The sequence below is a fragment of the Streptomyces sp. NPDC047886 genome, assembly GCF_043204435.1.
Lineage (GTDB): Bacteria > Actinomycetota > Actinomycetes > Streptomycetales > Streptomycetaceae > Streptomyces.
In genome coordinates this window covers 13,872-27,464 of sequence record NZ_JBIDCF010000003.1, presented here as the reverse complement: position 1 = coordinate 27,464, position 13,593 = coordinate 13,872, and the positions used below count along the sequence as shown (strand labels likewise).

The window sequence follows — 13,593 nt, the reverse complement described above, 5'->3', positions numbered from 1 at the left end:
CGCACGTACGGCCCGGTTTCTCCACAGGAAGCCGGGCCGTTCGTGGAATGTCAGTGGTCGCGGTCACAATATGCATGTGAGTACGACCAGCGTGACCGCCAGCCTTCCGGTGCCCCACAGCGCCGCCCGCCTCCGCGACGCCCTGCTCGCGGCCGACTTCACCGCCGACGGGCTGCTGGAGCTGCTCGGCGCACCCGCGTACGCCGCCCTCGCCCGCAGCGAGACGGTGCCCGCCCTGCGGGCGACCCGCGGGGACGCGCCCCTCGCCATACTCGTCCGGCTCTTCCTGCTCCAGCAGTCGGTGCCCCGCGCCCTGGCCGGCACCGCCCTGCCGCTGGAGGGCGCCATCGCCGACGGCTGGGTCACCGAGGACGCGGGCGAGATCCGCGCCACGGTGGACGTCCGTCCCTACAGCGGCCCAGAAGGCCAGGACTGGTTCATCGTCTCCGACCTCGGCTGCGCCGTCGGCGGTGCCGGCGGGGCGAGCGGCCATGACGAGGGTGTCGTCCTCGGCGTCGGCGGCGCCTCCACCACGCTCGCCGGCATCACCGTGCGCCGCCCCGTCCGCTCGGCGCTCGACCTCGGGACCGGCTCCGGCATCCAGGCGCTCCACGCCGCGCAGCACGCCACGCACGTCACCGCCACCGACCTGAACCCCAGGGCCCTGGAGTTCACCCGGCTGACGCTCGCGCTCTCCGGCGCGCCGGCGGCCGACCTGCGGGCGGGCTCGCTGTTCGAACCGGTCGGCGGGGAGACGTACGACCTGATCGTGTCGAACCCGCCCTTCGTCATCTCGCCCGGCGCGCGACTGACCTACCGGGACGGCGGGATGCGCGGTGACGACCTGTGCCGCACGCTCGTGCAGCAGGCGGGGGAGCGGCTGAACGACGGCGGGTACGCGCAGTTTCTCGCCAACTGGCAGCACGTGGAGGGCGAGGAGTGGCAGGAGCGGCTGCGCTCCTGGGTCCCGCGCGGATGCGACGCGTGGATCGTGCAGCGCGAGGTGCAGGACGTGACGCAGTACGCCGAGTTGTGGCTGCGGGACGCCGGCGACCACCGCGACGATCCGGAGGAGTACGCCGCGCGGTACGAGGCGTGGCTCGACGAGTTCGAGGCGCGCAAGACCAAGGCCGTCGGCTTCGGCTGGATCACGCTCCGCAAGTCCGGCGCAGAGGATCCGTCCGTCGTGATCGAGGAGTGGCCGCACTCGGTCGAACAGCCGCTCGGTGAGGCCGTCATCGCGCACTTCGCCCGCCAGGACTACCTCCGCACCCGGGACGACGCGGCGCTCCTCGCCGACCACTTCCTCCTGGCGACCGAGGTGATACAGGAACAGGTCGGGCTGCCCGGCGCGGAGGACCCCGAGCATGTGGTCCTCCGTCAGAACCGGGGGATGCGCCGCGCCACCAAGGTGGACGCGGTCGGCGCGGGATTCGCAGGCGTGTGCGACGGGACTCTCCCCGCGGGCCGGATCCTCGACGCCATCGCCCAGCTGATGGGCGAGGACCCGGTGCTGCTCCGGGACCGCACGCCGCAGGCGATCCGGCTGCTCGTGGAGGAGGGCTTCCTGTACCCGGCGAACGGCATGTCGGAGCCCGCGATCTAGGCCGGCGGCCCCGCCCGCCCGCCGGTGTGCCGCCCGAGGGGGCGGCTCGATGGGGCGGACGAGGCGCCGGGCGGGTGAACGGCGGGGACGACCCCCGCGTCGTTCACCCGCAATTCGCGCTCCCGACGCCCGGAAGTGTCAGCCTCGCCCTCGGGGACACCCGAGAGGGCCCACGGTCGGGATCACGGAGGGAACGGGGTACGGGCATGGAGAGCGGACCGGCCATTTTCGCGGGCACGGCGTTCACGCTGTTCGGAGCGGGGCTGCTGCTGTGGACCGGTGCCCGGGTGCTGCACCGGGCGCCCGTCGCCCACGGGGTCAGCCCGGCGACGGCTGTCGCGTTCGCCACCACGTTCGGCGCGGCGTTCGTCACTCTCGGGGTGTGGTGCTTCGGCCGGATCTGAGCGCGACCGCCCGGGAGCACGCGGCGGACCGCCGGAGGTCGTCCGGGCACCGTCCGGTGTCGCCCGGCGGGGCGCGGCGCGAGGCCGCCGAGGTGGCGGCGGGCCCGGCGGCGGTCCGGCGGCGGGGCCCTCGGCCCAGGCCAGGCCCGGCACGACCCGCTCAGGAGGCGCGGCGGCCGACTGCGGACGGATCTTCGCCCGGCGACCGGCGATCTTCGGCCGACGTCCGGTGGATCTTCGGCCGGCGTCCGGGCCGGCCGCCGGAAACGGCCCCGTCAGACGTCCCGCACCGGCTCGGCGGCGCCCCGCCGGAATGTGAGCCTCCGCGCTGGGAGGGGAGTCCGGGCGGCAGGAATGCCAGAACTCGGGTTACCGTTCGAGTGGCCGTTGCGGTCTTTTGCCGTTTGACACGGGGGCGGGTTGTACCGTCACACTCCGCAGCGACAGCAGCGTCATAGCAGCGTCACAGCAGTGCCGCAGTGCCCGCGGTGGACCCGGAGACGGGCCCGTACCCGCGTCGCACATGCCACCGAGCGCCGACCGGAGAGAAGAGCGAAAGTTGTCCCCGACAAGCGAGACCGCACAGGGCGGCCGCCGACTCGTCATCGTCGAGTCGCCTGCCAAGGCGAAGACGATCAAGGGCTACCTCGGCCCCGGCTACGTCGTCGAGGCGAGCGTCGGGCACATCCGCGACCTCCCCAACGGCGCCGCCGAGGTGCCCGAGAAGTACACCGGCGAGGTGCGCCGTCTCGGCGTGGACGTCGAGCATGACTTCCAGCCGATCTATGTCGTCAACGCCGACAAGAAGGCCCAGGTCAGGAAGCTCAAGGAGCAGCTCGCCGAGTCCGACGAGCTCTACCTCGCCACCGATGAGGACCGCGAGGGCGAAGCCATCGCGTGGCACCTCCTGGAGGTCCTGAAGCCCAAGGTCCCCGTCCACCGGATGGTGTTCCACGAGATCACCAAGGACGCGATCCGGCAGGCCGTCGCCAACCCGCGCGAGCTGAACAAGCGCATGGTCGACGCCCAGGAGACCCGCCGTATCCTCGACCGCCTCTACGGCTACGAGGTCTCGCCGGTCCTGTGGAAGAAGGTCATGCCCCGGCTGTCGGCCGGCCGTGTCCAGTCCGTCGCGACCCGCCTCGTCGTCGAGCGGGAGCGCGAGCGCATCGCCTTCCGCTCCGCCGAATACTGGGACCTCACCGGCATCTTCGGCACCGGCCGTGCCGGGGACGCGTCCGACCCGTCGACGCTCACCGCCCGGCTGGCCACGGTCGACGGCCGCCGCGTCGCCCAGGGCCGCGACTTCGGGCCCGACGGCCGGCTGAAGTCCGACCAGGTCCTCCACCTGGACGAGGCGAACGCACGTGCCCTGGCCGCCGCGCTCGCCGAGACGTCGTTCGCCGTCCGCGCGGTCGAGTCGAAGCCGTACCGCCGCTCGCCGTACGCGCCGTTCCGCACCACGACCCTCCAGCAGGAGGCGAGCCGCAAGCTCGGCTTCGGTGCGAAGGCGACGATGCAGATCGCGCAGAAGCTGTACGAGAACGGCTTCATCACCTACATGCGTACGGACTCCACGACGCTGTCCGACACGGCCGTCGCCGCCGCCCGCGCCCAGGTCACGCAGCTGTACGGGGCCGACTACCTGCCGGCCTCGCCCCGCACGTACGCCGGGAAGGTCAAGAACGCGCAGGAGGCGCACGAGGCGATCCGGCCTTCGGGTGATCGTTTCCGCACGCCCGCCGAGACCGGTCTGACCGGCGACCAGTTCAGGCTGTACGAGCTGATCTGGAAGCGGACCGTCGCCTCCCAGATGAAGGACGCCGTCGGGAACTCCGTCACCGTCAAGATCGCCGGCCGGGCCGCCGACGGGCGGGACGCCGAGTTCACCGCGTCCGGCAAGACGATCACCTTCCACGGCTTCATGAAGGCGTACGTGGAAGGTGCCGACGACCCGAACGCGGAGCTGGACGACCGCGAGCGGCGGCTCCCGCAGGTGTCCGAGGGCGACGCGCTGACCGCCGAGGAGATCACGGCGGACGGCCACGCCACCAAGCCGCCGGCCCGCTACACCGAGGCATCGCTCGTCAAGGAGCTGGAAGAGCGCGAGATCGGCCGCCCGTCGACGTACGCGTCGATCATCGGCACGATCCTCGACCGCGGTTACGTCTTCAAGAAGGGCACGGCCCTCGTGCCGTCCTTCCTCTCCTTCGCCGTCGTCAACCTGCTGGAGAAGCACTTCGGCCGGCTCGTCGACTACGACTTCACCGCGAAGATGGAGGACGACCTCGACCGCATCGCGCGTGGCGAGGCCCAGGCCGTGCCGTGGCTGAAGCGTTTCTACTTCGGTGAGGGCGAGGGCGGCGCCGCCGAGGGTGCCGGGCGCGCCGCCGACGCCGGCAACGGCGACGGCGACCACCTCGGCGGGCTGAAGGAACTCGTCACGGACCTCGGCGCGATCGACGCGCGCGAGATCTCCTCCTTCCCCGTCGGCAACGACATCGTGCTGCGCGTCGGCCGCTACGGCCCGTACGTGGAGCGCGGCGAGAAGGACGCGGAGGGCCACCAGCGCGCCGACGTCCCCGACGACCTCGCACCCGACGAGCTGTCCGTGGAGTACGCCGAGGAACTGCTCGCCAAGCCGAGCGGCGACTTCGAGCTGGGCACCGACCCGGCGACCGGCCACCAGATCGTCGCCAAGGACGGCCGCTACGGCCCGTACGTCACCGAGATCCTGCCCGAGGGCACGCCGAAGACCGGCAAGAACGCGGTGAAGCCGCGCACGGCCTCCCTCTTCAAGTCGATGTCCCTCGACACGGTGACCCTGGAGGACGCGCTGCGGCTCATGTCGCTGCCGCGCGTCGTCGGCAAGGACGCCGAGGGCGTGGAGATCACCGCGCAGAACGGCCGCTACGGCCCGTACCTGAAGAAGGGCACGGACTCGCGGTCGCTGGAGAACGAGGAGCAGCTCTTCACGATCACGCTGGACGAGGCCCTCGCGATCTACGCTCAGCCGAAGCAGCGTGGCCGTGCGGCGGCCAAGCCGCCGCTGAAGGAACTCGGCACCGACCCCGTCAGCGAGCGCCCCGTCGTGGTCAAGGACGGCCGGTTCGGCCCGTACGTCACGGACGGCGAGACGAACGCGACCCTGCGGACCGGCGACAGCGTGGAGACGATCACGCCGGAGCGCGGCTACGAGCTGCTGGCCGAGAAGCGGGCGAAGGGCCCGGCGAAGAAGACCGCCAAGAAGGCGGTCAAGAAGGCGCCGGCCAAGAAGGCCACGACCACGGCGGCGAAGAAGACCGCCGCGAAGAAGACGACGGCGGCGAAGAAGACGACCGCCACCAAGACGGCGGCCAAGAAGACGGCGGCGAAGAAGACCACCGCGTCCAAGACGGCCGCAGACGAATAGGCGAATAGGCGCGTAGACGGGCAGGCGCGTAGACGGGTAGCCGAGCGGACGGTGGCCGGTGCCGGGCGGCTCCACGGCCGCGCGGTGATCGCCCGGTCACCCACCGGCCGAGTGGCCGGAGTGGCCGGAGTGGCCGTACCGTCCGCGTAGCCGTAGCCGTAGCCGTAGCCGTATCGTCCCTTGCCGACGTCGGCGCCCGGGTGTGGCGTACCGCCCGGCCGTCCGCCCGTCGCGGAGGGTTCGGGCGGTCGTCAGTTCGGGCGTGGGGACGGGTTGTCGGTCGCTGCGGATAGGCTGAGGGGATGACGCGAGCCGAGCAGCCAACGGTCTTGGGCCCCACCTCAGACTCCGAAGACTCCGACGCCGCACTTGCCGCAGACTCCCGCGAGCGCGCCGTACGAGCACTGCTGCGCAACCAGCCGCTGAGGCGGCTGTGGGGCGCACAGCTGATCGGCGGCATCGGCGACGCACTCGCCCTGCTCGTCCTGGTCCTGCTGGCGCTGCAGGCCGCGGTCACCGAGGGGGCACTCGGAGGGGGCGTCCGCGGTGCGGCCTTCGCCGTGGCGGCGGTGTTCGGGACACGGATCCTGTCGACACTGCTGTTCGGCGCCGTACTGCTCGGGCCGATGGCCGGACTCACCGCCGCCGGCGGGCCGCTCGACCGGCGCTGGACCATGGTCGCCGCGGACGGGACGCGGCTGGCGCTGCTGGTCGTGGCGCCGCTGTGGATCGACTGGACGCCCGACAAGGCGATCCTCTTCGTACTGATCACGGTGTTCGTGGCGGGTGTCGCCGAACGTTTCTGGACGATCGCCAAGGAGAGCGCCGCGCCCGCGCTGCTGCCTCCGCCGCCCCTGGAGGGCGCGGCCGTGCGGCCCCTGCCCGACCGGATGGACGCGCTGCGGCGGCTGTCGCTGCGCACCGGTTTCGCCGCCCTCCCTGCGGGCGCGGCCGCCCTGCTCGTCGCGACGCTCATCGGCAACCTGCTCGGCACCGGCATCGCGTGGTTCTCGGCCCATCAGGCCGCGCTCGGCTCGTACGCCGCCGCCGGCCTGTTCGCCGCCTCCGTGTCGATCCTGTACTTCCTCGAACTGCCCGACGCCCAGACGCCGCGGCCCCGCTCGCCGCTGGAGGGTCTGCGCCGCCCGTCCACCGGAAGCGGCCGCGACAAGGGCCGCACGGCGGCCATACCGCTGCTCGTACCGGCCTGCGCCGCCGTCGCCGCGGCCATCGCCTCGGCCGCCGCCGTCGCCGTCCTGCACGCCGCCGAACTCGGCGGGGGCCCCGTCGGATTCGCGCTGCTGGTCCTCGCGCTGACCGGCGGAACGGGCCTCGGCATCCGCTCCGCCCGCGCGGTGCTGCCGGTCCTGTCGCGCCGCCGGCTGCTCGCCCTCGCGATCACCGTCACCGGCGTCGCACTGCTCGCGATGGGCCTCGTCCCCGACCTGGCGACCGTGCTGTTCCTGGCGCTCGGCGCGGGCTTCTCGGCCGGTGTCGCCGCCAACACCGGGCACACCCTGATCGACCAGGAGACCGAGGAGTACCGGCGCCCGAGGCTCACCGAGCACCTCCAGGCGGTCGTACGGGTCGCCATCGCGCTCGGCGCCGTCGCCGCCCCGCTGCTCGCCGCCGCGATCGGGCCGCACCGCCTCGCGAGCGGTGACTTCGTCTTCGCGCACGGGGGCGCCGCGTTCACGCTGATGCTGGTCGGCGCGCTGCTGCTGCCCGTCGCGGCGCTCGTGCTGGCCAAGACCGACGACCGGTCGGGGGTGCCGCTCCGCCGCGACCTGCGGGACGCGCTACGCGGCGCCGACCCGGCGCAGGCGCCGTCGCCGACCGGCTTCTTCATCGCCCTGGAGGGTGGCGACGGGGCCGGCAAGTCCACACAGGTCGAGGCCCTCGCCGAGTGGATCAGGGCCAAGGGCCACGAGGTGGTCGTCACCCGGGAGCCCGGCGCCACGCCCATCGGCAAGCGGCTGCGCTCCATCCTCCTGGACGTCTCGTCCGCCGGGCTCTCGCACCGCGCGGAGGCGCTGCTGTACGCCGCAGACCGCGCCGAGCACGTCGACTCGCTGGTCCGCCCGGCCCTGGAGCGGGGCGCCATCGTCATCTCCGACCGGTACATCGACTCGTCGGTGGCCTACCAGGGCGCCGGCCGCGACCTGTCCCCGACCGAGATCGCCCGGATCTCCCGCTGGGCGACGGACGGCCTCGTACCGCACCTGACCGTGCTGCTCGACGTCTCGCCCGAGACCGCGCGGGAGCGGTTCACAGAGGCCCCGGACCGGCTGGAGTCCGAGCCGGCCGAGTTCCACCGGCGCGTACGGGCCGGGTTCCTCGCCCTCGCGGCGGCCGACCCCGGCCGCTACCTCGTCGTGGACGCCGGCCAGGAGCCGGAGGCCGTCACCACCGTCGTACGGCACCGGCTCGACCAGATGCTCCCGCTGTCCGAGGCCGAGGTGAAGGCCCTGGAGGAGGCGCGGAAGGCCGCCGAGGAGGAGGCCCGCCGCAAGGCGGAGGAAGAGGCCGCCCGCAAGGCCGAGGAGGAGCGTCTGGAGCGCGAGCGCCAGGAGCAGCTCGCCAAGCTGCGCGCCGAGGAGGAGGAGCGCAAGCGCCGCGAGGAGGAGGAAGCGCGGCAGCGCGAGGCCGAGCGGCAGGCCGAGGAGGCCAGGCAGCGGGCCGAGGAGGCGCGTCGGCTCGCCGAGGAGGAGCGCCGCCGCCGGGAGGCGGAGGAGAAGGCGCGCCGCGAGGAGCAGGAGCGGCTGCGCAAGCAGGCCGAGGAGGAGGCCCGGTTGCGTGCCGAGGCCGAGGAGCGGCGCCGTGAGAAGCAGCGCAAGGCCGAGGAGGCCCTGCTGCGGGCGGAGGAGGCGCGCCGCCAGGCGGAAGCCGAAGCGGCTGCCGCCGCTGCAGCGGCAGCAGCCGCAGCGACCGCCGCGAAGGCGCGCGAGGCGGCGGCGTCGGCCCCGGCCGTGTCGCCGCACGACGTGACCGTGCCCACGCCGGTCGTGAAGCCGGACGACGTGACCGTGCCCACGCCGGTCGTGAAGCCGGACGACATGGCGCAGACCGTGCCGACCCCGCGCGTCGACATGCGGAAGGACGACGAGACCCCGCGCGTCGACATGCGCAAGGACGACGAGACCCAGCGCATCGACATGCGCAAGGACGACGTCGAGGCCACCCAGCGGATCAGCATGCGCAAGGACGATCCGCAGCCGCCGACGGACGGCACGTACGACGCGGACGCCCCGGGCGCCTCGGATGCCGCAGACGTCACCGAGACGACGGTCCTTCCTCCGGTACGGGGCGAGGGCCCTGCCGACCGGGTGCCGCCGGGCTTCTTCCGGGACGAGGCGCCGGGCGGCGGGCAGGAGGCGGCGGGCGCGAACGACCGGACGCGCGAGCTGCCCCAGGTCGATGAGCAGGGCAGGCCGAGGCGTCGCTCGGACTGGGCGGAGGAGACCCCGCTGGACGACCTGCCGTCGCTCGCCGACGAACTGCTCGGCCCGCGCGACGACGAGGACGACCGCAGGGGCCGCGGCGGCCGCTGACGTCGACGGCGGCCGCTGGCATCGACGGTGGCCGCTGACGTCGACGGCGCTCGGGCCCGGCCCGGCCGCCGCCGGTGGCGTCGAGGTGACGGGGCGGGCGTTGTCAGACCCGTCCCCCACAATGGGAGGCCACGGGGGAAACGCCGGCAAGAGGAAAGGTGGTGGCCCATGCCCGTATGGGACGACCTGGTCGGCCAGGACCGCGTCCAGGAGCAGCTGGCCGCCGCCGCTCGGGACGCCGACGCGCTCGTCACCGCCACCGCCGAGGGCACCGCGCCGCCCGAGGCGTCAAAGATGACGCACGCCTGGCTGTTCACCGGGCCGCCCGGCTCCGGCCGGGACACCGCCGCCCGCGCCTTCGCCGCGGCCCTCCAGTGCGTCAGCCCCGACCGGGCACTCGGCGGGCAGCCGGGCTGCGGATTCTGCGACGGCTGCCACACCGCCCTGGTCGGGACGCACGCCGACGTGGAGGTCGTCCGCACCGACCTGCTGTCCATCGGCGTGAAGGAGACCCGCGACCTCGTCCGGCGCGCCCAGCTCTCGCCGGCGGTCGGCCGCTGGCAGGTCATCGTCCTCGAGGACGCCGACCGCCTCACCGAAGGCGCGGGCAACGTCCTGCTGAAGGCCGTGGAGGAGCCGGCGCCGCGCACCGTCTGGCTGCTGTGCGCGCCGTCCCTGGAGGACGTCCTGCCCACCATCCGCTCCCGCTGCCGCCACCTCACGCTGCGGACGCCGTCGGTGGAGGCCGTCGCCGATGTCCTGGTACGGCGTGACGGCATCGAACCGGAGGCGGCGGCCGCCGCCTCCCGCGCCACCCAGGGCCACATCGACCACGCCCGGAGGCTCGCCACGGACGAGCGGGCCCGCGCCCGGCGCGCCACCGTCCTGAAGGTCCCCCTGCGCGTCCAGGACATCGGCGGCTGCCTCAAGGCCGCCCAGGAACTCATCGACGCGGCCGGTGAGGACGCCAAACAGGTCGCCGAGGAGGTCGACGGCAAGGAGACCGAGGAGCTGAAGGCGGCACTCGGCGCGGCCCAGGGCGGCCGCATGCCGCGCGGCACGGCGGGCGTCATGAAGGACCTGGAGGACAGGCAGAAGCGCCGCAGGACCCGTACGCAGCGCGACAGCCTCGACCTGGCCCTCAGCGACCTGACGGGCTTCTACCGGGACGTGCTGGCACTCCAGCTCGGCTCCCGCTCCCAGATCGCCAACGAGGACGTGCGCGACGCGCTGGACCGCGTCGCCCGCGATTCGACGCCGGAGAGCACGCTGCGCCGGATAGAGGCGGTCCTCGCCTGCCGCGAGGCCCTGGAGCGCAACGTGGCGCCGCTGCTGGCGGTCGAGGCGATGACGGTGGCGCTGCGCGCGGGCTGAAAGCCGCAGGGCCGCAGGGCCTTGAAGGCGGGGCCTCGGAGTAACCCGTACGAGTACGAAGAGGAACAAACGGTACCGCTCCCGCTACGCTCCGGGGATGGACTCCCGCCGACTCCTCCGCACGTCCACCCTCGCCATCGCCGTGTTCGGCCTGCTCCTGTCGGGCTGTACGGACGGCGGTGCGCCCCGCCCGGCGTCCGCGTCCGCTACGGGCGCGGCGGCGGCGCCCGCCGAGCTCAGGACGTACTACGACCAGCGGCTGAGCTGGCGCGAGTGCGGCGCGCCGGGGTACGAGTGCGCCACGGTGAAGGCACCGCTCGACTACGCGAAGCCGGCCGGCGACCGGATCGACCTGGCCGTCGCGCGGATCAAGGCCACCGGCCCCGGCAAGCGCCTCGGCTCCCTCCTGGTCAACCCGGGCGGACCCGGCGGCTCGGCCGTCGGCTACCTGCAGGCGTACGCCGGTATCGGCTATCCCGCCCCGGTCCGCGCCCGCTACGACATGGTGGCCGTGGACCCGCGCGGCGTGGCCCGCAGCGAGCCCGTGGAATGCCTCGACGGGCCGCAGATGGACGCGTACACGCAGATCGACCAGACGCCTGACGACCAGCGTGAGACCGACGCGCTGGAAGCCGCGTTCAAGAACTTCGCGGCGGGCTGCGAGAAGCGTTCGGGCCGGATCCTGCCGCATGTCTCCACCGTGGAGACCGCCCGCGACATGGACATCGTGCGGTCGGTGCTCGGCGACGAGAAGCTGAACTACGTCGGCGCCTCGTACGGCACGTTCCTCGGTGCCACGTACGCCGAGCTCTTCCCCGCCCGGACCGGCCGCCTCGTCCTCGACGGCGCGATGGACCCGTCCCTCGGCGCCGAGGAGCTGAACCGCGACCAGACGGCCGGCTTCGAGACCGCGTTCCAGGCCTTCGCCGCCGACTGCGTCGAGGAATCGGACTGCCCCCTCGGCAGCGTGTCCCCCGCGGATGCCGCCGACCGCCTGACCGCCTTCTTCAAGCGGGTCGACGCCGAACCGGTCCCCACCGGCGATGACCGCGCGCTCGGCGAGTCCCTCGCCACCACCGGCGTGATCGCCGCGATGTACGACGAGGCGGCCTGGCCGCAGCTCCGCGAGGCGCTCACCGAGGCGATGGGTGGCGAGGGATCCGCGCTGCTCGCCCTCGCGGACAGCTACTACGAGCGCGAGGGCGACGGCTCGTACTCGAACCTGATGTTCGCCAACGCGGCCGTGAACTGCCTCGACCAGCCGCCCGCCTTCACCGGCCCGGCCGCCGTCACCGCCGCCGCACCCTCCTTCGAGAAGGCGTCCCCGGTCTTCGGCAGGGGCCTCGCCTGGGCAGCCCTGAACTGCACGTACTGGCCCACCAAGCCCACCGGCACCCCGCACCGCATCAAGGCGGAAGGCGCCGCCCCGATCCTCGTCGTCGGCACCACCCGAGACCCGGCGACCCCCTACAAGTGGGCTGAGGCCCTTGCCGACCAGCTCTCCTCCGGCACCCTCCTGACCTACGAGGGCGACGGCCACACCGCGTACGGCCGGGGCAGCGACTGCGTGGACACCGCGATCAACGCCTACCTCCTCGACGGCAAGGTCCCCCCGTCCGACAAGCGCTGCCGCTAGCCCCGGGCCCCCGCACAAAGGGGTGTGCGAAGCACCCCTCCCACCTGTGTAGACTTGGGCTCGCTGCGGCACCCCGAGGGGCACACGCGGCATGCCGCCTTAGCTCAGTTGGCCAGAGCAACGCACTCGTAATGCGTAGGTCTCGGGTTCGAATCCCGAAGGCGGCTCAGAGAAAGGCCAGGTCAGACACTGTCTGACCTGGCCTTTTCTGTTGCCCGGGGCGTCGTGCGCCGGTGGGCGCGGGTGTCAGGCCGGGGGAGCGGGGACCGCCGGGGGATGGTGATCAGGGAGCGGTAGTGGCCCTTGGGGTGGGTTCGCCGATGGGGATGCCGGTTCGGGCGGCGTTTCGTCAGGGGACGGTCCGTGAGGTGGTCGGCCTGCGCCCGCCGCCAGGCCGCCTCGTCCCCGGGGCGTGCCAGCGCGGCGAGCGTGCCCAGGAACGGCCAGCGTTTCAGGGCGGCGTAGCCGCGCAGGTGCCGTACCGCGGTCACCGGGTGGCGCCGGAGCAGCCCGTGCGGACAGCCGGGGAACGGGGTGAACAGCTCGTCGCCGCCGTGCCCGGCCAGATGCCGGCGCGATCCCAGGTTGGGGACGTCACGCGCGGAGACCTCCATGGCCGCCTGACGCACGTCCCGTGCGGGATTCGTGTCAGGCAGGACCGCGAACCCGGCGCCCACCCTGTGCCGTGCGGAGATCAGGCGTGTGGAGCGGCTCACAGCGCGTCGACAGCGCTGATCTTCCAGCCGTTCTCCGTGCGTACGACGGTCATCCGGACGCGGTTGAGATCGACCCTCGGAGCGGTCACCTGGGTGCTGTTCGTGACTTGATTCATAAACAACAGGACGACGGCCTTGTCCGGGCTCGCCGACACCACCGAGACCGCCGCAGACGCGTCCGCGCCGGGCGGCTTGGCGACCGTGGCCTTGACCACCCCCTGGTACTTGGTGGCGGTGGGGGCGACGACGGCCTTCGTCGTCTTGCCGTACTCGTCGAGGAACCCGCCCGTGAGGTGGCGGCGGGCCGCGGCGAAGTCCCGGTCCAGATGCCGGTAGTCGTACGACAGGATGACCGGCGCGGCCTTGCGGGCCGCCGCCACGGCGGCCGTGCGCGCCTCGTCCGTGCGCCGGGCGTCGTGGTAGCGCAGGCCGAGGAACGTGGTGGCCGCCAGGCCGGCGACGACCAGCAGGGCGAGGATTGCGGTCACCGCCCTCGCCCGGCCCCTGCCGGTCCCCTCGGCGCTGGAGGCGCGTGCTGTCCCGGGCCCCGCGCGGCGCACGCGGCGCGAACTCCCCGTCGTCTCGGGCGCCTCCGAGTCCCGGTCCCGGTCCAGGTCTCGGGCCCGGTCCCGGTCCTGCTTCCGGTCTCGGGCCCGGTCCCGGTCCCGGTCCCGGTCTCGGGCCCGGTCCCGGTCCTGGTTCCGGTCTCGGTCCCGGTCCGAGCGACGCGGGTCCCGGTCCGAGCGCGGGTCCGGTGCCAGGGCAGCGTCCTGGCCAGGGGTCGTGCGGGCCTTCTCGGCGCGCTTGGCCGCCGCGCGGGCCGCCGCTGCCACTCGTACGGGCTTCGCCATGATGGTTCCTTCGGGGTGGGGGCTGAGGGCGGGCGGTCGGCCC

7 protein-coding genes, 1 tRNA gene and 1 pseudogene are annotated in these 13,593 nt (G+C 73.4%); 7 read left to right on the top strand and 2 right to left on the bottom strand.

All coding sequences use genetic code 11. The features are described from left to right. Positions 1-70: 70 nt before the first annotated feature. From ACGF5U_RS11700 to ACGF5U_RS11670, 7 genes are all read left to right on the top strand, one after another. Entirely contained in the window at positions 71-1,606 is a 1,536-nt protein-coding gene (locus ACGF5U_RS11700) for a methyltransferase (protein ID WP_392709842.1), read from the top strand. A 206-nt stretch (positions 1,607-1,812) separates the two neighbouring features. Beyond that, entirely contained in the window at positions 1,813-2,010 is a 198-nt protein-coding gene (locus ACGF5U_RS11695) for a hypothetical protein (protein WP_392709840.1), read from the top strand. Positions 2,011-2,569: 559 nt separating this feature from the next. After that, positions 2,570-5,422 carry a type I DNA topoisomerase gene (gene topA, locus ACGF5U_RS11690; RefSeq protein WP_392709839.1) on the top strand — a complete coding sequence of 951 codons (2,853 nt, stop codon included), beginning with the start codon at positions 2,570-2,572 and terminating at the stop codon, positions 5,420-5,422. A 302-nt stretch (positions 5,423-5,724) separates the two neighbouring features. Then, a complete protein-coding gene (gene tmk / locus ACGF5U_RS11685; protein ID WP_392709838.1) occupies positions 5,725-8,973 on the top strand; it encodes a dTMP kinase in 3,249 nt (1,082 codons plus the stop codon). 168 nt (positions 8,974-9,141) lie between these two features. Further along, complete coding sequence (locus tag ACGF5U_RS11680; RefSeq protein WP_392709836.1) at positions 9,142-10,347, top strand: DNA polymerase III subunit delta'; 1,206 nt, start codon at positions 9,142-9,144, stop codon at positions 10,345-10,347. Positions 10,348-10,444: 97 nt separating this feature from the next. Beyond that, positions 10,445-11,983, top strand: coding sequence for an alpha/beta hydrolase (locus tag ACGF5U_RS11675; protein ID WP_392709835.1), 1,539 nt, complete (start codon positions 10,445-10,447; stop codon positions 11,981-11,983). Between the two features lie 93 nt (positions 11,984-12,076). Then, a tRNA-Thr gene (locus ACGF5U_RS11670) sits at positions 12,077-12,150 on the top strand. Between the two features lie 165 nt (positions 12,151-12,315). Here the strand turns inward: ACGF5U_RS11670 and ACGF5U_RS11665 are convergent. Then, positions 12,316-12,564 (bottom strand): annotated as a pseudogene (locus ACGF5U_RS11665) (asparagine synthase); the annotation flags it as partial. Between the two features lie 131 nt (positions 12,565-12,695). Then, positions 12,696-13,550 (bottom strand): hypothetical protein, encoded by an 855-nt coding sequence (locus ACGF5U_RS11660; RefSeq protein ID WP_392709833.1) that lies wholly within the window; start codon positions 13,548-13,550, stop codon positions 12,696-12,698. Between the last annotated feature and the right edge of the window lie 43 nt (positions 13,551-13,593).